20 protein-coding genes and 2 pseudogenes are annotated in these 22563 nt (G+C 36.4%); 17 read left to right on the top strand and 5 right to left on the bottom strand.

Annotation, left to right across the window (positions count from 1 at the left end):
* The first annotated feature begins 209 nt into the window (after window positions 1–209).
* On the top strand, window positions 210–1778 hold the full coding sequence (locus BZK14_RS06455; protein WP_077925728.1) for an AbgT family transporter: 1569 nt from the start codon (window positions 210–212) through the stop codon (window positions 1776–1778).
* A gap of 55 nt (window positions 1779–1833) precedes the next feature.
* On the opposite strand, the gene BZK14_RS06450 is transcribed toward BZK14_RS06455, so the two are convergent.
* The gene (locus tag BZK14_RS06450) at window positions 1834–2499 is read right to left on the bottom strand and encodes a hypothetical protein (protein ID WP_077925727.1); all 666 of its coding nucleotides are present in this window, start codon (window positions 2497–2499) and stop codon (window positions 1834–1836) included.
* Window positions 2500–2629: 130 nt separating this feature from the next.
* On the opposite strand from BZK14_RS06450, the gene argC reads away from it, so the two are divergent.
* Genes argC through BZK14_RS06430 form a run of 4 tightly spaced genes read left to right on the top strand, consistent with a single transcriptional unit; the run spans window position 2630 to window position 6987 of the window.
* The gene (argC, locus tag BZK14_RS06445) at window positions 2630–3676 is read left to right on the top strand and encodes an N-acetyl-gamma-glutamyl-phosphate reductase (RefSeq protein WP_077925726.1); all 1047 of its coding nucleotides are present in this window, start codon (window positions 2630–2632) and stop codon (window positions 3674–3676) included.
* Window positions 3677–3700: 24 nt separating this feature from the next.
* The gene (gene argJ, locus BZK14_RS06440) at window positions 3701–4918 is read left to right on the top strand and encodes a bifunctional glutamate N-acetyltransferase/amino-acid acetyltransferase ArgJ (protein WP_077925725.1); all 1218 of its coding nucleotides are present in this window, start codon (window positions 3701–3703) and stop codon (window positions 4916–4918) included.
* A gap of 9 nt (window positions 4919–4927) precedes the next feature.
* Window positions 4928–5818: an acetylglutamate kinase gene (argB, locus tag BZK14_RS06435; RefSeq protein WP_077925724.1), complete on the top strand. Its 891-nt coding sequence runs from the start codon at window positions 4928–4930 to the stop codon at window positions 5816–5818.
* On the top strand, window positions 5815–6987 hold the full coding sequence (locus BZK14_RS06430; protein ID WP_171973654.1) for an aspartate aminotransferase family protein: 1173 nt from the start codon (window positions 5815–5817) through the stop codon (window positions 6985–6987). Before argB ends, BZK14_RS06430 begins: the two co-directional genes overlap by 4 nt.
* Before the next feature lie 169 nt (window positions 6988–7156).
* Here the strand turns inward: BZK14_RS06430 and BZK14_RS06425 are convergent, their stop codons facing one another.
* From BZK14_RS06425 to guaA, 3 genes and pseudogenes are all read right to left on the bottom strand, one after another.
* Window positions 7157–7873 carry a hypothetical protein gene (locus BZK14_RS06425; protein ID WP_077925722.1) on the bottom strand — a complete coding sequence of 239 codons (717 nt, stop codon included), beginning with the start codon at window positions 7871–7873 and terminating at the stop codon, window positions 7157–7159.
* A 22-nt stretch (window positions 7874–7895) separates the two neighbouring features.
* Window positions 7896–8438, bottom strand: a complete 543-nt coding sequence (locus BZK14_RS06420; RefSeq protein WP_077925721.1) for an adenylate kinase — start codon at window positions 8436–8438, stop codon at window positions 7896–7898.
* A 56-nt stretch (window positions 8439–8494) separates the two neighbouring features.
* A pseudogene (gene guaA / locus BZK14_RS06415) lies at window positions 8495–9481 on the bottom strand (glutamine-hydrolyzing GMP synthase); the annotation flags it as partial.
* A 451-nt stretch (window positions 9482–9932) separates the two neighbouring features.
* Here guaA and BZK14_RS13635 point away from each other — a divergent pair.
* The 12 genes and pseudogenes from BZK14_RS13635 to BZK14_RS06360 form a co-directional block, all read left to right on the top strand.
* Window positions 9933–10550: pseudogene (locus BZK14_RS13635) on the top strand (metal-binding protein ZinT); the annotation flags it as partial.
* On the top strand, window positions 10539–11039 hold the full coding sequence (locus BZK14_RS13630; protein WP_342742234.1) for a DUF2796 domain-containing protein: 501 nt from the start codon (window positions 10539–10541) through the stop codon (window positions 11037–11039). The pseudogene BZK14_RS13635 and the gene BZK14_RS13630, both read left to right, overlap by 12 nt.
* 5 nt (window positions 11040–11044) lie before the next feature.
* A complete protein-coding gene (locus BZK14_RS06405) occupies window positions 11045–11758 on the top strand; it encodes an ABC transporter ATP-binding protein (RefSeq protein WP_077925718.1) in 714 nt (237 codons plus the stop codon).
* A gap of 8 nt (window positions 11759–11766) precedes the next feature.
* A complete protein-coding gene (locus BZK14_RS06400) occupies window positions 11767–13029 on the top strand; it encodes an ABC transporter permease (RefSeq protein WP_143691387.1) in 1263 nt (420 codons plus the stop codon).
* Window positions 13026–14210: a DUF3299 domain-containing protein gene (locus BZK14_RS06395; RefSeq protein ID WP_077925716.1), complete on the top strand. Its 1185-nt coding sequence runs from the start codon at window positions 13026–13028 to the stop codon at window positions 14208–14210. The genes BZK14_RS06400 and BZK14_RS06395 overlap by 4 nt, the downstream gene beginning before the upstream one ends.
* Window positions 14211–14213: 3 nt before the next feature.
* Window positions 14214–14759, top strand: a complete 546-nt coding sequence (locus BZK14_RS06390) for a DUF3299 domain-containing protein (RefSeq protein ID WP_077925715.1) — start codon at window positions 14214–14216, stop codon at window positions 14757–14759.
* A complete protein-coding gene (locus tag BZK14_RS06385) occupies window positions 14759–15223 on the top strand; it encodes a Fur family transcriptional regulator (RefSeq protein WP_077925714.1) in 465 nt (154 codons plus the stop codon). Before BZK14_RS06390 ends, BZK14_RS06385 begins: the two co-directional genes overlap by 1 nt.
* Before the next feature lie 524 nt (window positions 15224–15747).
* A complete protein-coding gene (locus BZK14_RS06380; RefSeq protein ID WP_171973653.1) occupies window positions 15748–16278 on the top strand; it encodes a fimbrial protein in 531 nt (176 codons plus the stop codon).
* Between the two features lie 100 nt (window positions 16279–16378).
* A complete protein-coding gene (locus BZK14_RS06375) occupies window positions 16379–18859 on the top strand; it encodes a fimbria/pilus outer membrane usher protein (protein ID WP_143691385.1) in 2481 nt (826 codons plus the stop codon).
* Window positions 18860–18864: 5 nt separating this feature from the next.
* Window positions 18865–19572, top strand: coding sequence for a fimbrial biogenesis chaperone (locus tag BZK14_RS06370; RefSeq protein ID WP_171973652.1), 708 nt, complete (start codon window positions 18865–18867; stop codon window positions 19570–19572).
* A 23-nt stretch (window positions 19573–19595) separates the two neighbouring features.
* Window positions 19596–20330 (top strand): fimbrial biogenesis chaperone, encoded by a 735-nt coding sequence (locus BZK14_RS06365; protein ID WP_077925710.1) that lies wholly within the window; start codon window positions 19596–19598, stop codon window positions 20328–20330.
* Window positions 20327–21334: a hypothetical protein gene (locus BZK14_RS06360; protein WP_077925709.1), complete on the top strand. Its 1008-nt coding sequence runs from the start codon at window positions 20327–20329 to the stop codon at window positions 21332–21334. Before BZK14_RS06365 ends, BZK14_RS06360 begins: the two co-directional genes overlap by 4 nt.
* A 70-nt stretch (window positions 21335–21404) precedes the next feature.
* Here the strand turns inward: BZK14_RS06360 and BZK14_RS06355 are convergent.
* Window positions 21405–22563: aspartate ammonia-lyase (locus BZK14_RS06355; RefSeq protein ID WP_143691384.1), on the bottom strand; the 1159-nt coding region annotated here is incomplete at its 5' end.

The following is a 22563-nucleotide window of genomic DNA, read 5'->3' as shown; positions in this document are numbered from 1 at the left end:
TGAAGTCATCATTCAGATATATTTTTCTTTATAGAAATGGCGAGGATGTATAAAAAACTATCATCTTAATTATTTGATGCAAATGTATTTATTTTGATTTTTGTTTTATTTTTATTAAATATAATCTAAATATCAAATGAATAAAGAAGATAAATATGTAGCTTTTTAGTAATATTGGCGCGTTATTTAGAAAATAAAGGATATTTAACATGGGTGAACAGCCACAAATGAAAGATCAGTCAAAAGGGCTGATTAATAAATTTTTAAATGGTATTGAATGGGTTGGCAATAAATTACCAGCGCCTGCGTTGTTGTTTTTTTATTCAATGTTATTGATTATGATCGTATCTTTGCCATTATCATATGTAGATTTTTCATTTACATTGACTAATTCACATGGCGAATCAGTTGTACAAACTGAAAAAGTTTATAATTTATTATCTGGTGAAAAATTATTATATTTCTTAACTGATTTTGTTCGCATATTTGTAACATTTGCACCATTAGGCGTTGTGGTTGTGGGTATGTTGGGGATTGGCATTGCAGAACGCACAGGTTATGTGAATGTTGCACTGCAAAAATTATTGAATATTACGCCGAAAAAATTATTAACGCCGATGGTTTTATTCGTTGCAATGTTGAGCCACTTTGCAGCAGATGCAGGTTACATTGTTGTGATTCCAATTGGTGGGATTTTATTCTATGCGGCAGGTCGTCATCCTGTTGCAGGTATTGCTGCAGCATTTGCAGGTGTTTCAGCTGGTTTTTCTGCCAATATGATTCCTGCAACAAATGATATTTTATTACAAGGTATTACGCAGTCAGCCGCGCGTATCGTGGATCCTGAGTATACAGTGAATGTATTATCTAATTGGGCATTTGGTAGTGCTTCCGTGTTTTTCTTAATTGTTGTGGGTTGGTTTGTCACAGATAAAATTGTTGAACCAAGATTAAAGCGTACACAAATTGATGATGATGCTCAAGTGGAAGAACATAAAGAAATCACGGCGAAGGAAAGTCAAGCATTCTGGATCTCTTCGATAGTGATGGTGGCAGTATTATCAGTATTTGTGATTTGGGCGATTCCAACAGATTCTTTATTAAGACATGAAGGATCATTAACCAGTGCAGGTGCACCATTGATGAAATCAATTGTTGCGATCATTTTTATTGTATTCATTATTCCTGGTATCGTTTATGGTTATTTAGTGGGTTATTACAAAAAAGCGGATGATATCATTACATCATTGACAGAAAATATGAAAGATATGAGTAGCTTCTTAATCATGATGTTTTTCTGTGCATTCTTCATCGAAGCGTTTACGCAATCAGGTTTGGGCCGTTTAATTGCATTAGCGGGCGCTGAAACATTGCAAAATATGAATGTTGGGCCAAAAACAACAGTAGTAATGGCGATTTTATTCATTGCATTCATTAACTTATTTATTGGTTCTGCATCTGCAAAATGGGTGTTGTTGTCTCCTATTTTAGTACCAATGTTGATGCATTTGGGTATTGCGCCTGAATTGACTCAAGCAGCTTACCGTGTCGGCGACTCAACAACTAATATTATTTCACCATTGATGACTTACTTTGCATTGGTTGTGGTTTATTGTCAGCGTTATATTAAAACTACAGGGATCGGCACATTGATCTCTATTATGATTCCTTACACAATCGCATTCTTGATTTCATGGATCATTTTCTTATTGATCTGGTGGGGATTAGGTTTACCATTGGGCATTGAAGGACATTATTTTTATACGCATCACGCTTAATGTTAGATTAGGTTAAAAGCCATTCATATCAATGATGTGAATGGCTTTTGTGTTTTTATCGATGAGTAATCTTAGATTTTCTCAAAGTAAGTTCATATCGTGTGCCTTTGTCATAATAGACGATGACCGAGGGAATAAAGTGCTGTTCAGTTGCTAAGCCAATTTCTAAACGACGATCATCCTCTCCACCTTTAAAATAAATAGAATTCTCTTTTTTGCCATTGATGCGATGTTCAATGGATTGAGTTTGTGTCAGCTCAGGTAATTGATAGATTTTTTTGCCATCAGTTGTTTGAGTATTTTTGTTAGGTAATCCTTGGTTAATGCTCATCTGCCAAGCAACAGAAAATAAATCCTGTGTGTTTTGGGCTAAGCTTTCTTGTTTACGTTCAGGTAATTTACCGTAAGTAATGATATTTTTGTTGTAGTCAATGATCGCAGAAGAATAAGCTTTATCACTACGAAAGACAGTATATTCTGTGGGTAACAGTTGATTACCTTTGATTTGACCTTTAATAATGAATCGCATTTTATTAAAAGGGATCAAAACAGTGGTATCAATTGTATAGTTTTCTTTGTTGTGGGTGAATGTCATTGTGGCAGGGATGCCATAAGGCCCTGTATAGTTTAAAACAACCTCATTGGGTAAGTCTGTAGCATAGCTTGGACTTATAACGAATAAAGGTGTTAAAAATGTTGCGAGAAGGAGCTTTCTTTTCATATTCATACCACCATTAGGGATAATTTTTTATCATATCTCACTTTTAATTGGGTCTTTATTTAAAAAACTTTTTTTAGCTATTCTTAAAGCTAGTAATCCTTGCTACATTATTAAGTTCAAGGAGGAAAATATGTCACAGAAAACAATTTCAGTCGGAATCATTGGGGCTACAGGTTACGCTGGGCAACAATTAGTTTGGTTATTACATCAACATCCTAATGTTGTGATTAATTTTGTCGCATCACACAGCCATAGTGCTAAACAATTCTCGGAAGTTTACCGAAATTATGAGTCTTTTTTTGATAAGCGATTAATTAATTTAGAGCAGGTTGAAGAGCGATTACCATCGATTGATTTGTTATTTTTGGCATTGCCACATGGTTTATCAGAGCCATTGGCGAAAAAGGCTGTCGATGCAAACGTTAAAGTGATCGATTTGGGTGCAGATTTCCGTTTTGATGATGAAGAAGTTTTTGAGCAATGGTACAAAACTAAGCATGAAGATCCCACGATCAATCAGCAAGCTGTTTATGGTATGCCAGAGTTATACCGTGAAAGTATTAAAACTGCAAAAATTGTTGCTTGCCCAGGGTGTTACCCAACATCGGCAATTTTAGGTGTTGCTCCATTATTGAAAACAGGTTTAGTAAAGCCATCAATAATTGTGGATGCTAAGTCTGGTGTGAGTGGTGCAGGTCGTAGTGAGAAAATCGAATTACTATTTGCTGAATTAAATGAAAACTTTAAGGCTTATGGCTTATTTTCTCATCGACACACGCCCGAAATAGCACAAGAAATGTCTAAATTATTACATCAAGATGTTGACGTAACATTTACACCTCATTTATTACCGATCAATCGTGGGATTTTATCAACCATTTATTTAGATATTACTGAGCGTATGACAGAAGCTGAAATTTATCAGCAATACATTGCAATGTATAAAGATGAGCCTTTTGTCCGTGTTGTGAATGAATTGCCACAAATTTCACATGTTAAAAATAGTAATTTATGCGAAGTGGGTATTCGCGTGGATGAAGTGCGCCAAAAAGTGATCGTAGTTTCTGCAATTGATAATTTGATTAAAGGTGCAAGTGGTCAAGCAGTGCAATGTATGAATTTAATGTTTGGCATTCAGGAAGAAACTGGTATTCATCAGTTGTCTATGTATATATAAAAATATGATGATAATGGATAAAATATGAAAATCATTCAGGATGGAAATGTAACATCTGCTAAAGGTTTTTTAGCTGCAGGTGTTAAAGCGGGAATTAAGGCGAGCGGTAACTATGATATGGCGCTCATTTATTCAGAAACACCGGCTGTTGCTGCAGGTGCATTCACGCGTAATGCAGTGCGAGCAGCACCTGTAATGTTATCAGAACTGCATGTTAAATCAGACAATGTGCAAGCAATCATTGTCAATAGTGGTAATGCGAACGCTTGTACGGGCGATGAAGGTTACCGTAATGCTGAGAATATGTGCAAATTAGTAGCAGGGCGATTAGATCTTGCACAAGATGCTGTGTTGGTTGCATCAACAGGCATTATCGGTGTGCAATTGCCGATGGAAAAAATTAATGTTGGCATTGGCCATGTTGTGGATAAGCTGTCTCAAGATGGTACGATTGCAACCAAAGCAATTATGACGACGGATCTCACCGAGAAAAATATAGCGGTTGAATTAGAGATTCAAGGCAAAACTGTCACAATTGGTGGTATTGCTAAAGGTTCAGGTATGATTCATCCAAATATGGGGACAATGCTTGGATTTATTACAACTGATATTGCAATTGAAAAATCATTATTACAACGTATATTTTTAGAAAGCGTGGATGAAAGCTATAACATGGTTTCTGTGGATGGCGATGTAAGTACGAATGATACAGCAATCATTTTGGCGAATGGTTTAGCAGGTAATGACGTTATTACGTCTGAAAAAGATGAGGGTTATGATGCTTTTGTCAAAGCATTGCGTTTTGTGAATCAAACCTTGGCTAAGAAAATCGCAGAAGATGGGGAAGGTGCAACCAAGCTCATTGAAACGAATGTATTTGGCGCAAAAACTGTAGAAGACGCACGTAAGGTTGCAAAATCTGTCATTGGTTCAAGCTTAGTCAAAACTGCAATTTTTGGTGGTGATGCAAACTGGGGTAGGATTTTATGCGCCGTTGGTTATTCATCAGCTGATCTCATCGTCAATAAAATTGAAATTTTTGTGAAAGGTGGTGATGCAAAAATTCAGATTGTTGCCAATGGTGCTGGGATCGCTTTTGATGAAGCATTGCTTGCGCAGATCTTCTCCGCTAAACAAGTGGAAATTGAAATCTATTTGCATAATGGTGAGGCTGTTGCAACAGCTTGGGGCTGTGATCTCTCTTATGATTACGTCAAAATCAATGCAGATTATAGAACCTAGGTGATGGAAATGATTAGTAATCAAGATAAAGCGGCCTTCTTAATTGAGGCATTACCTTTTATTCGCCGTTATCATGGTAAAACGGTTGTCATTAAATATGGCGGCAGTGCGATGGTGGATAAAGAGATTCGCCAAGAGTTCATTAAAGATATTGTGTTAATGAAATACGTGGGGATTCATCCTGTAATTGTGCATGGTGGTGGCCCTGAAATTAATCAAATGCTTGAGCGTGTGAATAAAACCACAGAATTCATCGAGGGCTTGCGCGTGAGCGATCAAGATACTGTTGAATTGGCTGAAATGGTATTGTCTGCAAAGATCAATAAAGGCATTGTTGCGGATATTCAGCGGCAAGGTGGTAAAGCAATTGGTTTAAGTGGTAAAGATGGTAACTTAATCACTGCGAAGAAAAAATTTGCCGATAAAAATGGCGAGCAGATTGATATTGGCTTTGTGGGTGAAATCGAAAAGATTAATCCTGATATCATTTATACAATGACGAAAGATAACTATATTCCAGTGATCTCATCAATTGGTATGGATGAAGATGGTAATACTTACAATATCAATGCTGACTATGTTGCAGGTGCTATAGCAGCGGAATTGAGCGCATTTCGTTTAATCTTTTTAACAGATGTGGATGGCATTATGATGAACTTCCGTGATCCATCAACATTGTTAAAAGAAGTGGATTATGAAGAAGTATTGAAGCTGATTAAAGATGAAGTCATTTCCGGTGGAATGCTACCAAAAGTTAGAACGTGTTTAGATGCCATTGATCGTGGTGTAAAAAATGTGATCATTTTAAATGGTAAAACATTGCATGCAATTTTATTAGAGATCTTCACTGCAGAAGGTGCAGGGACGTTGATCAAAGAAACTCAAGAGGAAAATAACTGATGTTAATGAATGCTTATAAGCGCTTTCCTGTTAATTTTGTCCGTGGGAAAGGTCCTTTTTTATACAGCGATCAGAATCATGAATACATTGATTGTGTTTCGGGGATTGCTGTTAACTGTTTAGGACATTCGCATCCAGCAATGGTTCAAGCTGCTAAAGAGCAGAGCGAAAAATTGTTTCATATCTCTAATTTATATCAGAATGATATGCAAACATTATTGGCACAAAAATTAATCCGAAATAGCTATCATCAACAAGTTTTTTTCTGTAATTCAGGTACTGAAGCGAATGAATTAGCCATTAAAATTGTGCGTAAACATGGGCATAATATTGCGCCGAATAAAACGAAGATTTTATATATGAAAGAATCGTTTCATGGTCGCAGCACAGGTGCATTAGCGATCACAGGGCAAGAAAAATATCAAGTGGATTTTAGGCCATTGATGGGCGATGTTGTGGAATGTGAATTTAATAACATTGAGATGGCAAAATCATTGGTGAATGAAGATTTTTGCGGTATTTTTATTGAGCCTGTGCAAGGTGAAAGTGGTATTCGTGCTGTAACGTCTGAATTTTTACAAACATTGCGTGAGTTAGCAGATCAATTCAATGCGCTATTAGTATTTGATGAGATTCAGTGTGGCATGGGCAGAATGGGTACATTATTTGCTTATCAGCAAATGAATGTTGTGCCAGATGTTGTGACCATTGCTAAAGCATTGGGTGGTGGTGTGCCGATCGCTGCATGTTTAACGCGTGAAAAAGCTAATAATATCATTGTGCCCGGGGATCATGGCTCGACTTATGGTGGTAATCCTTTTGTATGTGCAATCGCGCATGCAGTATTGACCGAATTGATTGATCATGGTGTTGTGGCAGCTGTAGAAGAGCGGGGTTCATATACACAGAAAAAATTAAACTTGTTGAAAGTAAAATATCCTTTTGTGAAAGAGATTCGTGGTAAAGGTTTATTGCTCGGTATTCAATTTGATGAGTCAATGGTAAAAGCTTCTGATGTTGTGAATTCGGCGTTTGAGGCGCGTTTATTGTTAGTGGGCGCTGGTGATAATGTTGTGCGTTTCTTCCCGCCATTGAACATTAGCTTAGATCATATTGATGCAATGGTTGGTCGGTTAGAGCAAGTATTAGATAACATCGTTATTCAATAAATAATTTCTGATAAAGGCAAAGCCCGCGATAGATGCTATCGCGGGCTTTGTCATATCCTCTATGTGTTATTTTGCCTAAGTTCCTGAAGAGCTTTTATGGGCATCTCTTTTTCAGGAGCTACATACAAATTACCATTTTTATTGTAGATGTCAACTTTTTTGATTAATATCAATTTTCAACTGCGATTGGCGCGATGATTTTTTCCCTAAAATATCTGGGTGAGATATACTGAATAATTGACCTTTTTTCTTTATCTAAAGTTACATCAATCCCCTTATTAGGGTAGAGATAATGAACAGTGCCTGTTTTTTTGCCATCGATGACTTCTTCTATGATTTGGCTCGGTTCACCAAATCGACCTTTTACATCATCAGGTGTTAAAACAACATGAGTTGGGATAAATGCTAGGCTAAAAACAGCTTCATCTAAGAATAATTCATTCAAGTTTGAAGTTAATTTGTAGCTTTTGTTGCCGCTCATAGGTGCTTGTTCTGGGATAGATTTTTCTTTGGCAAGTTGCATATCTTCAGGATTATTAACCAATGTGAATGCCATTCGTCCTAAAAAAGGGCCTACCTGTGTTTCTCTAAAATAACCTTCTACTTGATCGCCATTTTTAGTTTCATATAAAGTCAGGGAAACGCGATTACCAAAAGTATCAATGGCATCTTGTAATGTAGATTGGTTTAATGTTAAACCAAAGGCTTGCATATCATTGGTTTCAGATAGGGATGTTTCCCAAAAAGGTTGTTGGCTTGGATTTTCCATTCTTGGAATAAACATCGGCAAACCAAAGTAGGCAAAAGCCCCCACAAATAAGATACAAGCAACAGTAATTATAGTTTCTTTTTTCATGCTCACAAAAATGGCAGCGTGTGCTGCCATTCCATCTAATTTTAAGCTGTATTTAGCTTAATGCTTTAAAAATGCGTTGACTGATTTCAGTCACGTCGCCAACACCTTCCACTGTCACTAACTTACCTTGTTTAGTGTAATAGTTGATTAATGGTGCAGTTTCAGACTCATAAACTTTACGACGTTTTTCGATGGTTTCTTCGTTATCATCTGAGCGGCCACGAGATAATAAGCGTTCTTTGATGATTTCAAAAGGCACATCAAAGAAAATTACTTTATCAATGGGTTGATCAATACCTGATAATAATGAATCCAACGCTTCTGCTTGGTTCAAGTTACGTGGAAAACCATCTAATAAAAAACCACCATCAATAGACTCGATGTTGTTTTTGATCATACCTAATACGATATCATCTGAAACCAACTGGCCAGCATCCATGATTTTCTTAGCTTCTACGCCAAGTTCTGTACCCGCGCTAACTTCAGCACGCAACATATCACCTGTTGAAAGGTGAGTAATCCCATATTTTTCGACCAAATTGGCTGCTTGAGTTCCTTTGCCTGAGCCAGGTGCACCCAATAATACGATACGCATGTCATTCTCCTAAATCGATATGTGATAATACATCTCTGTAATATTACACTATTTTGTTATTCCCACTCAATTGTTGCAGGTGGCTTATTCGATACATCATAAACAACTCTTGTCACTTTAGGAATCGATAAAATGATCTTGTCCGAAATCTCTTCAATGAATTCGTATGGCAAACGGGCTGCACGAGCTGTCATAAAGTCGATAGTTTCAATAGCGCGGAGGGCAATTGTGTACTCATAAGTTCTTTTATGATCTTTAATGCCTACAGATTTTACAGGTAAAAATACTGCAAAAGCTTGTGAGGTTTTGTCATATAAGCCATGCTCGCGTAAACCTTGAACAAAAATATCATCTGCTAAACGTAAGATATCTGCGTATTCTTTTTTGATTTCACCCAAAATACGTACGCCCAAGCCAGGTCCTGGGAATGGATGACGATACAACATTTCTGGTGGCAAGCCCAGCGCAACACCCAATTCACGCACTTCATTTTTAAAGAGATATTTCAAGGGCTCAATTAATTCAAATTGCATATCTTCAGGCAATCCGCCCACGTTATGATGTGATTTGATGACATTTGCAGCACCATGATGATCTCCTGATTCTAAAATATCAGGGTAGATTGTGCCTTGAGCCAACCATTTAGCATGAGACAATTTTTGTGCTTCTTCTTCAAAGATTTTGATGAACAATTCACCGATAATTTTGCGTTTACGCTCAGGATCATTTTCACCCGCTAATGCTGCTAAGTATCGATCCTCAGCATTGACACGAATGACATTAACACCCATGTTATCAGCAAAAATTTGCATCACTTGATCGCCTTCATTCAAGCGCATCAAGCCAGTATCCACAAAAATACAGGTTAATTTTTTACCAATCGCTTTATGCAATAAAGCTGCAACAACAGATGAATCAACACCGCCAGACAAAGCTAAGATCACTTCATCTTCGCCAACAATCTCTTGAATACGAGTAGTTTCTAATTCAGCAAATGCTTCTACTGTCCAAGTGGGTTTTAATTGGCATTTTTCTTTTAAGAATTCAGCAATATGAGCTTTTAAGTGAATATCTGTTAATGATTCTTTTGTGATTGTGAAAGTTTTTGCTTGTGGAAAGCTACCCTGCTCTGATAAATCAATAATTGCAGGCGCTTGGTTAACAATATCTTCGGTGACTTTAAATGCAGGTGTTAACGCAGAGTAGAAGTTCAATGAACGAATCATCTGTGCAACAGTTTGTGCATCTTGCAGATTGGAATATACCACTAATATTTCGTCAATTTGAGTGCTCATAATGCTCATTTTTCCAAGGGTTAATAAGCAGGGCATTGTATCAAAAACCCACAATACTTGTCTTGAATCTTACCCACAAAGTTATCCACATCCTTAATCACACAATTTGTGAATAAGTCATTTTAAAAAATTTTGAAAGCAGTTTGACGATAAAAATGAAATGATATAACATTGCATTTTTAAATGATAGGGATTGGGTATGAAAAAAACGGCTATTGTTTTAGCAGTATTAAGTTTGCAAATGAGTTGGGCGCATCAGCATCATAATCATTCAGAAAAATCGATATTAGCGAGCCAAGGAATTTTTGATGATCAAGATGTTCAAGATCGTACATTGAGTGATTGGGAAGGTGATTGGCAATCCATTTATCCTTATTTAGTGAGTGGTGAGTTAGATCGTGTATTGGCGGCAAAAGCTGAGAAAGGCGATAAAACGATAGAAGAATATCGTGCGTATTATTTAAATGGCTACAAAACAGATTTAACATTAGTAAAAATTCATGGCAGCCAGATTGAATTTATCGCACCTAATAAAGTCTCTTCATGCGAATATAAATATTCAGGTAAGAAAATTCTCAATTATGATTCAGGTAAAAAAGGTGTGCGCTATCAATTTGAATGTTTAGATGCCAACTCAACTGCACCAAAATATATTCAATTCAGTGATCACATCATTGCGCCAGAAAAAGCGGGTCATTTCCATTTATATATGGGCAATGATTCACATGATGCGCTTGCTGTACAACTGAGTAACTGGCCAACTTTTTATCCTGCAGCATTTAACCAATCAGACATTATTCATGAAATGATTGGGCATGATGCACATGGCGCACATCAACACGGTGTTGCCAATATGAATATCAGTATTGAACACGGCAATGTTGAATTAGAGCTAGAAGGCGCTTTAGCGAATTTTATCTCTTTTGAATATGCACCAAAAAGTGATGCGGAAATTGCAGAAGTCAAAGCAATGGCTACACAACTGAATGCCATTGATCAACTATTTGTATTACCAAAAGATGCAAATTGTGCAGTGAAAAATCTAGGCTTGGCATCAGATGTGATTGAGCCTGAATTATTAGGGCACAAAGCACATTCAGAAGAACATAAACATCATCACACAACGCACGGTAATCTTACTATGACAGCACAATGGCAATGCCAAACTCCTGCAAAACTTCAACAATTAGAAGTAAAACTATTCCCATATTTCCCACATTTAGAACATGTAGAAGTTCAGATGATTACGCCAAATGGGCAGAAATCTGCGGAATTATCTCGTAAAAATACTGTGATTCAATGGTAAACGAAATGGAGAGTGCAAAATCCATTGCAATAGCGCTGAAGAAAGTTCACTTTCTTTGGCCTAAAGCAACAGAACCAACAATTGCTATGGATGAATTGAACATTTATCGAGGTGAGCAGCTCTTTATTTCAGGGCCAAGCGGTAGCGGTAAAAGTACACTGTTGAGTTTGATTGCAGGTATTTTAGCGCCAACATCGGGTGAAATTATCATCAATGATTGCGCAACAAATCAGCTCAGTAGCAGTGAGCGAGATATTTTTCGTGGCGATCATATTGGTTTTATTTTCCAACAGTTCAATTTGATTCCTTATTTAACTATTTTGGAAAATGTGGTGATTCCTTGTCAGTTATCGAAATTACGCACTCAAAATAGCATTAAGCATCATGGTTCAGTACTGAATGAAGCAAAAGCATTATTAACACGCTTGGATTTATCTTCTGATTTATGGCATCAAAAAGCTCATCAATTATCAGTGGGGCAACAACAGCGTGTTGCTGCTGCAAGAGCTTTAATTGGTAAACCTTCCATATTGATTGCAGATGAACCAACCTCTGCGTTGGATGCTAATCGTCGTCAAGATTTTTTGGATTTGTTATTGGATGTATGCAGAGATCACGGTACGACATTGTTATTTGTGAGCCATGATTTAGAAATCATGCAGAATTTTACCAAAGCAATACATCTTAATGACATTAATGATTGTGGGAAAGGTACATAATGAAACGATTGAATTACTTATTATCACTCTCTTGGAAAAGTTCTTGGAATCGTCGTGGTACATTGTTGTTAATCGTGTTTTCCATCGCATTATCCACAACATTATTGTTGGGCATTGAAAAAACTCGTGTGCAAGTGAGAGAAAATTTTGTGCAAGCGGTTTCTGGCACGGATTTAGTGATTGGTGCACGCGGTAGCAATGTGCAATTGATTCTGTATGCAATTTTTCATTTGGGCGGAGCCACTAATAATATGGGCTGGCAAAGCGCAGAGCAGATTGCAAAACGTCCCGAAGTGGATTGGGTGATTCCAATTTCACTTGGCGATACACATCAAAGTTATCCTGTGGTTGCCACCAATGAAAATATGTTTGCATATTATCGCTATCAACGAGATAAAACTTTGGCTTTTGCGAAAGGGCAGCAATTTGATGGTTTATTTGATGTTGTGATTGGCTCGGAAGTTGCTAAAAATCTTAATTATGAACTTGGACAAAAAGTTGTGTTGAGCCATGGCAACAGTACATCAGAGATTGCACAGCATGGTGATAAACCCTTTGAAATCGTAGGCATTCTAGCGCCAACGGGCACGCCTGTGGACCGCTCCTTATATATAGGATTGGAAGCGATGGAAGCCATTCACTTAAATTGGCAAAGTGGTGCGCCAATTCCAGGGCTAAACATCCCTGCGGAACAGATTACAAAATTTGATTTACAGCCGAAAAGTATCACAGCAATGTTGGTGGGTTTGAAGAAACGTAGCCATGTATTTGCCTTGCAAAAATCCATCAATGAATATCGATCAGAGCCTTTAATGGCAGTCATGCCGGGCATTGTGATGGATCAAATTTGGGCGATGATGAATTCAGCAGAAAAAGTATTATTGATTGTTTCAGCTTTGGTGACAGTTGTTGGCTTAGCAGGTTTAACCGCAACGATTTTAGCAGGATTGGGTGAACGTAGAAGAGAGTTGGCAATTCTTCGTTCTGCAGGTGCAAAGCCCACAGATATTTTAGTTTTATTGGTTTGTGAAGGATTGATGTTATTGGTGATTGGCGTTGTATTGGGGATTATTTTATTAGTATTGATGATCATTATATTCAGCTCAATTCTAATCAATCACTATGGTATTTTCATTACTTTATCTTGGCCAACGAGCGGTGAATGGCTTCTATTAGGGGCGATTATGTTGGCAGGTTTGCTCACAAGTATGATTCCTGCATGGCGAGCTTATCGCATGAGCTTGGCTGATGGTCTGAGTGTTTCCAAATGATGCAGAAACTTCAGCAACTTTTCATAACCATCATTGCCTTGATGTTGATGAATTCTTGGAGCTTGGCAGAAGATTATCCAACAATCACTTGGGATCAATTGTTAATGCAATCTTCTGTTGATTTATCACACAATGAAATATCACCAGAAGCTTTGCAAAACTATATGGATGCACAAGATCAACGATTACCTAATCAAGCTTTATCAGGAAAAAATATAGCAATTTCTGGTTTTGTGGTGCCATTGGAATGGGATCAAGCTTCCAATATCAGTGAGTTTTTATTGGTGCCTTATTATGGTGCTTGTATTCATGTGCCACCGCCACCGAAAAATCAGATCATTCATGTAAAGTTAAAAGAAGGATTAGCTGGCATTCAAACGATGGATAATCTCACAGTATTGGGGCGATTGAATTTAGATGGTAATGTTTCTGAATATGGTGAATCAGATTATTTGTTAGTGGCGGATAGTATTCAATATGATGTAGAGCAGAAGAACCAAGCATTTATATGGGCAACGTTGCTTACTTTAATATGTGGGTTAACTATTTGTATTGGCTGGTTTGTGGGGATTTGTATTCAGCAAAAAAATAAATTATTGATGCGAATATTACTGAGTTTTTCAGCAGGTACGATGATCTATTTGAGTTTGGCAGTATTGTGGATGCAGTTAAATGTTTTATCAGTGGGCTTATGGATTGGTGGTTTCGTTGCATTGCTATTGTTAAATAGAATTCTGCATACTCAAGGTAAATTAACCATCACAGCATTGGTGATTCATAATATTCCAGAGAGTTTTATTGTTTTTAGCACCGCAATGATGAATATTTGGTTGGGCTTGTTATTGGCAGTTACAGTAATTTGTCATAATTTTCCTTTGGGGTGTGGTTTGGTTTTACCTGAATCTGTGAAATCTAAAAAACAGCAATGTTATAGAACATTATTCACAGGTATCATGCCTGCTTGCTTGGCAATATTGATGTATTTGTTTTTGCGTTCAATATTATCTATGGAATATTTGATTCATCTATCAGCTTTGGCAGGTGGAATGATGTTGTATGTTGCACTTAAAGAAATATTGCCGAAAGCAGAGCCGTCCCAATATAGGCGATCTGCTATATTGGGAATCTCTATCGCTTTCGTTGTGATGATATTATTAACCATGCTAATCGCAATTGGTTAAATAATGATTTGGCTGGTACGAGTTGTTGGATTGTTATTCATAGGTTTATTTTTGGTATTAGGTTTTGGTATTCATCAAAATACACCACAGGAATATCAAAAAATTCAGTGGCACGATTTAATTTCTCAAGATCCTATTACGCCTGAAACCCTATTTGTCAATATGAATCTGAATGCCATTTCAGACTCTGATCCTATGGCGCAAGAAATGTTACAAGATATTTTGGCTGAATGGGCAAATGCGCCTATCAATGAACTATTGAATGATCATGCTGTCAATATTTCTGGTTATATCGTACCGTTAGATTGGGCGGAAGATCGATCATTGAATGAGTTTTTATTGGTACCATATTTTGGTGCATGCATTCATTCTCCGCCACCACCTGCAAATCAAATCATTTATGTCAAAATGGATGAACCTTTAAAAGGCGCCCGTTCCATGGAGGAAATCTCAATTTCAGGTAAGCTTGTCATTCAAAGAAATGATGCGGCAGCAATGGGTGTTTCGGGCTATACTATATTACCGGATGAAATTAAGAGATATGAGTGATGGCAAAAGGTCAATTATCAGAAACAATGATGAAATATCTTGGAGATGCAGAAGCATTGGCCGCACAACAAGGCGTGCGCCTAACGACTTTACGTAAAATGATTTTGGCGCTATTGTTGGAAGCGAATGCACCTGTTAAAGCTTATGAGTTGATTGAAAAAATGCGCGCGCAAGGCCATAGCATTACGCCAACCACAGCATACCGAATCTTGGATTTCTTATTATCAGAAAAACTCATCCATAAAATTCATACGTTGAATGCTTATATTTCTTGTACTGTGGATCATCAACATGAGCATAACTCATTGATGGTGATCTGTTCTCAGTGCCAAAAAGCTGAAGAAATAGATGATGAAGTTTTAACTGATACCATTTGCGATAAATTGGGCGATATGGGGATGTCATTGCAGGATCACTGTATTGAAATTCAGGGGATTTGTAAGGATTGTAATCATGATAAATGAAGTTCTAAAATGTGTAGTGCATATTTAGTCTCATAGATCGCTAAAAATAGTTATTTTTTAGGGTGTTGAGGTTCCATAATTAAAATTATACCTAAATCTCTGTGATTAACTATCTTAACATATATTTATATGATGTTTTATGCCCAATATATTACGTTAGAAAATTAGAAACTTTTATGATTATGTAGAAATTCTACTAATAAATTTTATAAAAAATAGAATTAAACATCTTTTTATTGTTAAGAAATGAAAATTTTTATAATGATTTCTTATTAAAGTTTTAGTTTGAAAGCTAATAAAACTCATGCTTATAAACATATTTGTTAGTTAAATGTAGAAAAGTAATTTTTATGTAAAAGTTTATTTATTTTTTTAATTATTGAAAATAAAATTTACCTTTGTTACAATTATTTGGTCAAATTTACTACAGATCATTTTAAATGTATAAATTATGGCCTACTTCATTAATTTATGAAGAACAATGTTTAATTAGTTTATATAACTGTATATCAAAGGAAAGTTTTATGAAAAAGGCAGTATTAGGTTTAGCATTAGTTTTATCTTTCGGTTCAGCAGCAATGGCACAATCAAAAGGTGACATTAGATTTACAGGTGAAGTTTTGAAAGCTGCATGTACAGTTGCGCCTGTATCTGATGTGAGATTGGGTTCTGTATCAACTAAAACTTTGAGTGAAGCAGGTAAGACATCTCGTTGGGAAAAATCAAGTATCGAATTCTATGATTGTGATACAACTACAGGTGAAGATGATGGTGATGCACTTTCAGCCGTTGATCTTTCTATTTTGCCAGGTACTGCACATTCAGGTAGCTCTGAGTTATGGAACAATATTGCAGGTACTCCAGCTGCTAATGTTGGTTTAGAATTAAGAATAGCGAATGAAAATGTTAAGCCTGAAGGTGCTAACTTGACTGATTTGCCGATTACAAAAGCAGGTACTTTGTCTGTACCAATTCAAGCACGTATGAAGGCAACAGAGAAAGCAGGCGAAGGTGATTTTGAAGCTACAGTATCATTTGAAGCGACATACAAATAACCTAATTTATAGGTAACCTAGGTTGGAACACTTTGTTGATTAGCAAAGTGTTTCAATCATAAAATTTTAACGAAAAATAAAGGTTATTGGGTTTGTGGCTGTGGATAAATTATTATATAAAAAAGTATTAGTCGTAGCATTGGGAGGAGTATTATCAAGTGCGGTAGCAAGTACCTATACTTTTGATAGTGCCTTGTTAGAATCTTTGGGGATGGATTCTGTCGATTTAACTGCTTTTTCAGGGGAGAATGAGCAATTTTCAGGGGAGTATTTAGTTACTTTTAATATTAATAATACGACTGTTGATTATTCTAAAACAGTATTTTTTTACATGCAAGATGATCAGAATATTTTATGTGTAACAAAGGAACTAGCCTCTGAATTACCTTTGAAAGATGAAGCCTTAACATTATTGTATAAAACAGAAGCGCATGAGACAGATGTAGGGTTATGCTATTCTTTGGAATCTTTAGATTCAGCTGTTGCTATTGATTTTGATTCGAGTGCACAGATTGTCAATATCACAATGCCTCAAATGTTTTTAGAAAATTATGATTCATCTTGGTTGATGCCAAGAAACAGAGATTATGGTATCGCTGGGATCATCATGGATTATAGTTTGTTGGGAACATTTTCTCGTTCCAAAAATGGTGGTAAAACTCAATCATTTGATGCTCTACGCAGTTATGGTGTTGTGGGCTTTAACATTGATCGTTTAAGATTTAGAGCCAAATATGAGTATGACTCAAAGGGAAAAAAGAAGATAGAATGGGATGAGCGTTATGTTTTTATGGATGTCGCATCTCTTAATGCTAAATTATATGCGGGCGAATTATATTCACGCAGTAACGTTTTTGATAGCGTTAGATTCAAAGGGGTGAGTTTATTCAGTGATGAAAGTATGATGCCTTCGTATCTACAAGGTTACTCACCACAAATCACAGGTACAGTATCAAGTAATGCTATTGTGACGATTAAACAAAATGGTTCTATTATTAGAAGTGAGCAAGTCACGCCGGGTCCTTTTGCTATTTCAGATTTGCCATCATACATTACTGGGACAGTGGATGTTGAAATTGAAGAAAATAATGGGCAAAAGTATACTTATCAAGTAGATATTGCACGTGTTCCATTTTTAACACGTAAAAATGATATTCGTTATAACGTAAATATTGGTAAGTTATCACCCAAATATCGAAAAGAGGTGAATAGTAATTTTGTTTCATTTGATACCTCGTACGGTTTAACTAATAATGTTTCTGTTTATGGTGGCGCAATTTTGACATCAAATAGTGAATATAAGTCATACAACTTAGGTGTGGGTATGAACTTGGAGCAATTTGGTGCAGTATCATTTGATGTAACTAGCTCTGAAACTGCTTTGCCTAGCCATAAAACTTTAAAAGGACACAGCTATAGAGTTAACTATGCTAAGCGTTTTTCTTCTTCATTAATGTTAAATCTAGCAGGTTATCGTTTCTCTAGCCGAGATTTTAGATCACTCAATAACTATATTGATATGAAATCTAATAGCCGAAATACTTCTCTAGAAAAAAATCGATTCACATTGAGTATGACTCAGTCATTTCCATCAATTGCCACGAGCGTGACAGCATCTATCACAAAGGGCAGTTATTGGAACCAAAAAAATATGTCTAGTTATAATATTTCTGCTAACAAAATAGTCAAAGATGGATGGTTTGAAAATACGAACATTAATTTGTCTTTTTCTAGGCACAGTACTCAAAATGGTAAAAATAATAATCAAGTAGGGTTATATGTAAATATTCCGCTTGAGAAATATGATGGCACCGTGACGTATTCTTCTCAATTCTCTAATCCAGATCGTTCACTCAGTAATCAGGCAACATACTCAACATATTTATGGGATGGTCGTGCATCAATTACAGCAGAAAATAGAAAGAATAAAGGTGAATCATCTGAAAATAGATTCAGTACATCATATAACCTTGAAACATCTAGAGGTACATTAAGAACTAGTACTGATTATACTTCTGATTATCAAAGTGCAACTGTTGGGTTTGATGGTTCTATCACCTTAACACAACACGGTATTGCGACGCATCCAAAAGTCTATGATGATGGGTCGAGATTGCTTATTGATACAGGTGTATCAGGTGTGAGAATAAGATCCTCAACAGCATCTTCAAACCTGTTTGGTATGATTGGTATCAGTAATATTCCAAACTATTATGAGTCATCTTATTCTATTGATAATGATAATTTGCCAGATAATGTTGAGATTGAAAACAGTGTGGTGAAAAGCGCATCCACAGACGGTGCAATTTTGTATAAGGCAACAGGAGCGGTCAGTGGTGAAAAATCAATTTCAACTATCACATTAGACGATGGTAGCTATCCTCCTTTTGGCGCGGTTGTTTATAGGGAAAATGGCCATGATCGTGAAGTGGGTATGATTGCTGAAAATGGTTTGACCTATCTATCTGGTTTAAATAGTACATCTAAATTTATTGTGAAGTGGTCAGATCAAGAGTGCTCACTCAAAATAGATTCATTAGATACAGAATCTCTTAGAAATTTACAATGTCGTATGGAGTAAAAAATATGCGTAATCTCTCAAAGTTTTTAATTCTTTCAACACTCATGATGAATGTCTCAACAGCGCAATTAGCATTTGATCGAACACGTGTTATTTTGGATCGTAGTAGCCAAAATTCTGTGTCCATTGCTGTGGAAAATATTAGCCCTAAAATGCCTTTTTTAGCACAAACATGGATAGAAACTCAGCAAGGTGTAAAAGTATCAGAGCCATTGGTTGCACTACCAATGTTGCAGCGCATTAATCCTAAACAAGAAAAACAAATTAAGATTGGTTTAGTTGGCAGTGAACAAGTTCTACCTCAAGATAAAGAGAGTTTATTGAGTTTAAATATATTGGGTGTACCTCCAAAAGATAGCCAAGTAGCAGGCCAATTAAACATTATGATTAAATCAAACTTAAAATTGTTTTATCGCCCTAAAGGGTTAAAAAAGTATAGCAATAACGCTTGGGTGCAAGAAATGAAGGTCAGTAAATCAGGGGGGACATATACACTCGAGAACCCAACACCCTATCATATTGTAATTTATGGTTTTAGAGCAGGAAAAGGTAGTAAGGCAATTGAAAAAGATGTGGTTTTAAAGCCATTTAGCAGTGAAAAAGTGACAGTCAATTTAGGTAATACACCATCGATTCTTTATATGAAAGATAATGGTGGTGGGGCAGCCATTCATTATCGTTGTAATAGTAATTTATGTACGGTCGTGCAATAAAATTTTAATACAACAGGAGAATAATGATGTTCAGGTTTAGACGTTATTTTCAAGGGCTAATGTTAGGGCTATGTTGTGCCTCATTGATAACATTTTCATGGGCGCAATTAACGTTTGATAGAACGCGAGTGATATTTGATCAATCACAAAATCAATCTTCTTCACTAGTAGTTGAAAATACAAATACAGAGCGCCCTTTTTTAGCGCATGCGTGGATTACGGATTTAGCAGGCAATAAGATCCAAGAACCATTAGTCGCATTACCTTTTTTACAAAGATTAGAAGCTCAGCAGGCGAAACAGATTAAAGTCAGTATGGTTGGTAATAAAAATCTATTGCCTCAAGATCGCGAAAGTTTGTTGTTGTTGCACATTTTAGGCGTTCCTTCTGGAACATCGAGTGATTATAGTCAAGTCACTATTGTTATTTCGACAGATATGAAAATATTCTTTAGGCCAAAAGGATTAAAAAAATATTCGGGTACTCAAGATTGGGTTAAGAATTTAAAGGTTAAGCCATCAGGCGATACTTTAACCCTAGAAAATCCAACACAATATCATATTGTTATCTATGGGTATAATATGACAGGTGCTGATGATATGGTGCAAAAAGATATTATTGTCAAGCCATTGTCATCAGAAACTATGACGATCAAGGTAAAAGATAAGATATCAATATTTTATATCTTGGATTCTGGGGAAGTTGAAAAGCTAACATTTCGTTGTAAGAAGAATACTTGCCAATTGGAGGAATCATGATATTTAATTTTAAGAGAAAAATATCCATAGTATTATTAGGCATTGCATTATTAGGCAATGTTACTTTAGCTGACTGTAGTTTCTCAGGAAACAGAACTTTTACTATTACTATGGATGTGGGGCTTTCTCCTAATTCAGGCCCTAAAACTAGGGGGGATCTTAAATGCACATTTGATACTGTAATAACCCCACTCGTAAATCAACCAACAGACTGGAATAATTTCATTGTCGAGCTTAAGAGGAGTCAATATCCAGTGCATGGTAGTTTGAGGGATGACCAAGTAGTAGCAAAATTTCGCGCAACATTAAAAACAAAAGCTGATAGTCGAATTGTATCAACATGGGACTTTGATATGGCCCAAAAAATTGTTACTAAAAATACACATTCATATACTTTAAAAAAAGATGTTGAATATTTTTTTGAGATAGAAAATGTAGTCGGAATGGTTATAGTTTCTGGTGGCAAGGAACCTATCCCATTAGTTTCTAGATATCGACCAAGCTCAGCTTATCTAATTTTCCCAATGGCGCTAGCTAATTTTTACGTACAGGGGGATATAGCATACCAAAGACCGCCTACTAAACCAACATGCACCGCCAATGCATTTACAGTGGTAGCACCATCGCAAGTTGATTTTAAACAAATGGATATCAATGCCCTTGAAAAAGATACAGAATTTGTGAAGTCTTTTGTTATAACAATTACTAGAAAAGCTAATCAGAATTGTAAAGATACAACAACACCTTCAATAACTTTTACAACATCTAATGCTCTCAGTGAGAAAACAGATGCAAAGATTCCTGAGAGAGGTTTGTTGTTCAGTATATATCGAGAAAAAACAAAGCGTCTAGTAGATTTTGGCAAAGCTTATGATTGGGATTCTCAATCTGGTTTAACTACAAGAGCTGAAACATATGAGGGGCGTATTAAGAAAGATCCATCTACAAAGGTAACGCCAGGGCCATTTGGTATTACTGTTAATTATTCTATAAGTTATAGGTAATTTATATTTCATTTGTAGATGGTAAAAAGGGCTCATAAATATAGAGCCCTATTTTTATTGATATTTTATCTTAAAACTTAGGCTTTACATGATGTGGATGCAACAAGTTCTCTTCAGATAACAGATCATCTAACTCAGCTTCTGTCATTAGGTTACGTTCTAACACAACTTCCTTGATGCTTTTACCTGTTTCAGCACAAATCTTGCCAACGATGTCACCTTCTGCATGACCGATCACTGGCGTTAAGTACGTGATGATGCCAATTGAATTTAAAACGTGTTCACGGCAGCGATCAGCATTGACAGTGATGCCATCAATACAACGATCACGCAAGTTATAACAGCTGTTATTTAATAATGTAATGGATTCATATAATGCTTGAACCAATGCAGGTTCCATCACATTTAATTGTAATTGGGCAGCATCTGCGGCCATAGAAACGGTAACATCATTGCCCATCACTTTAAAACAAACTTGGTTCACCACTTCAGGAATAACAGGGTTGACTTTTGCTGGCATAATTGAACTACCTGCTTGTAATTCTGGTAAGTTTAACTCTTTCAAACCCGCACGTGGGCCTGATGCCAATAAACGAAGGTCATTACAAATTTTACCTAAACGAATTGCACAACGTTTTAAGCCAGCATGTAATGTGACAAAATCAGAACAATCATAAGTTGCTGAGAATAAGTCGGGTGCTGATTTGCACTCTTTTGCCATCAACTCAGATAAATGCTTCACAACAGTTGCAGGATAATTTTCTGGTGTATTGATACTAGAACCAATGGCTGTAGCACCTAAATTAAATGTTAATAATGCATCAGTTGCTTGTTTCAACGCGACTATTTCATTGCCGAGCATTGCAGAGAATGCATTGAATTCTTGACCGACACTCATAGGAACGGCATCTTGTAATTGTGTACGACCCATTTTCAATACACCATCAAACTCTTGTGCTTTTGCATCGATGCCAGCTTTTAAATAAATTAAACCTGCAATCAGAGTATGCATTTTTTCATAGAATGCTAAACGTAAACCTGAAGGATAGGCATCATTGGTGGATTGCGACATGTTTACATGATTATTGGGATTAATGATGTCATATTGACCTTTTTCATGCCCCAGAATTTCTAATGCAAGATTCGCAATTACTTCATTGGTGTTCATATTAACTGAAGTGCCAGCACCACCTTGGAATGCATCTATCGGAAATTGATCCAAACAACGA

The sequence above is a fragment of the Wohlfahrtiimonas larvae genome, from assembly GCF_002006755.1.
Taxonomy (GTDB): Bacteria; Pseudomonadota; Gammaproteobacteria; order Cardiobacteriales; family Wohlfahrtiimonadaceae; genus Wohlfahrtiimonas; species Wohlfahrtiimonas larvae.
This window is presented reverse-complemented; position numbering and strand designations above follow the sequence as displayed.

Bases quoted from the DNA above. Each gene is read 5' to 3' on its own strand.
- BZK14_RS06405 (WP_077925718.1), top strand. From the start codon at position 11,045: ATGGAGAGTGCAAAATCCATTGCAATAGCGCTGAAGAAAGTTCACTTT.
- argJ (WP_077925725.1), top strand. From the start codon at position 3,701: ATGAAAATCATTCAGGATGGAAATGTAACATCTGCTAAAGGTTTTTTA.
- BZK14_RS06380 (WP_171973653.1), top strand. From the start codon at position 15,748: ATGAAAAAGGCAGTATTAGGTTTAGCATTAGTTTTATCTTTCGGTTCA.
- argC (WP_077925726.1), top strand. From the start codon at position 2,630: ATGTCACAGAAAACAATTTCAGTCGGAATCATTGGGGCTACAGGTTAC.
- argB (WP_077925724.1), top strand. From the start codon at position 4,928: ATGATTAGTAATCAAGATAAAGCGGCCTTCTTAATTGAGGCATTACCT.
- BZK14_RS06450 (WP_077925727.1), bottom strand. From the start codon at position 2,499: ATGAAAAGAAAGCTCCTTCTCGCAACATTTTTAACACCTTTATTCGTT.
- BZK14_RS06360 (WP_077925709.1), top strand. From the start codon at position 20,327: ATGATATTTAATTTTAAGAGAAAAATATCCATAGTATTATTAGGCATT.
- BZK14_RS06390 (WP_077925715.1), top strand. From the start codon at position 14,214: ATGATTTGGCTGGTACGAGTTGTTGGATTGTTATTCATAGGTTTATTT.
- BZK14_RS06455 (WP_077925728.1), top strand. From the start codon at position 210: ATGGGTGAACAGCCACAAATGAAAGATCAGTCAAAAGGGCTGATTAAT.
- BZK14_RS06420 (WP_077925721.1), bottom strand. From the start codon at position 8,438: ATGCGTATCGTATTATTGGGTGCACCTGGCTCAGGCAAAGGAACTCAA.
- BZK14_RS06365 (WP_077925710.1), top strand. From the start codon at position 19,596: ATGATGTTCAGGTTTAGACGTTATTTTCAAGGGCTAATGTTAGGGCTA.
- BZK14_RS06385 (WP_077925714.1), top strand. From the start codon at position 14,759: ATGGCAAAAGGTCAATTATCAGAAACAATGATGAAATATCTTGGAGAT.
- BZK14_RS06370 (WP_171973652.1), top strand. From the start codon at position 18,865: ATGCGTAATCTCTCAAAGTTTTTAATTCTTTCAACACTCATGATGAAT.
- BZK14_RS06425 (WP_077925722.1), bottom strand. From the start codon at position 7,873: ATGGCAGCACACGCTGCCATTTTTGTGAGCATGAAAAAAGAAACTATA.
- BZK14_RS13630 (WP_342742234.1), top strand. From the start codon at position 10,539: ATGATTGGGCATGATGCACATGGCGCACATCAACACGGTGTTGCCAAT.
- BZK14_RS06395 (WP_077925716.1), top strand. From the start codon at position 13,026: ATGATGCAGAAACTTCAGCAACTTTTCATAACCATCATTGCCTTGATG.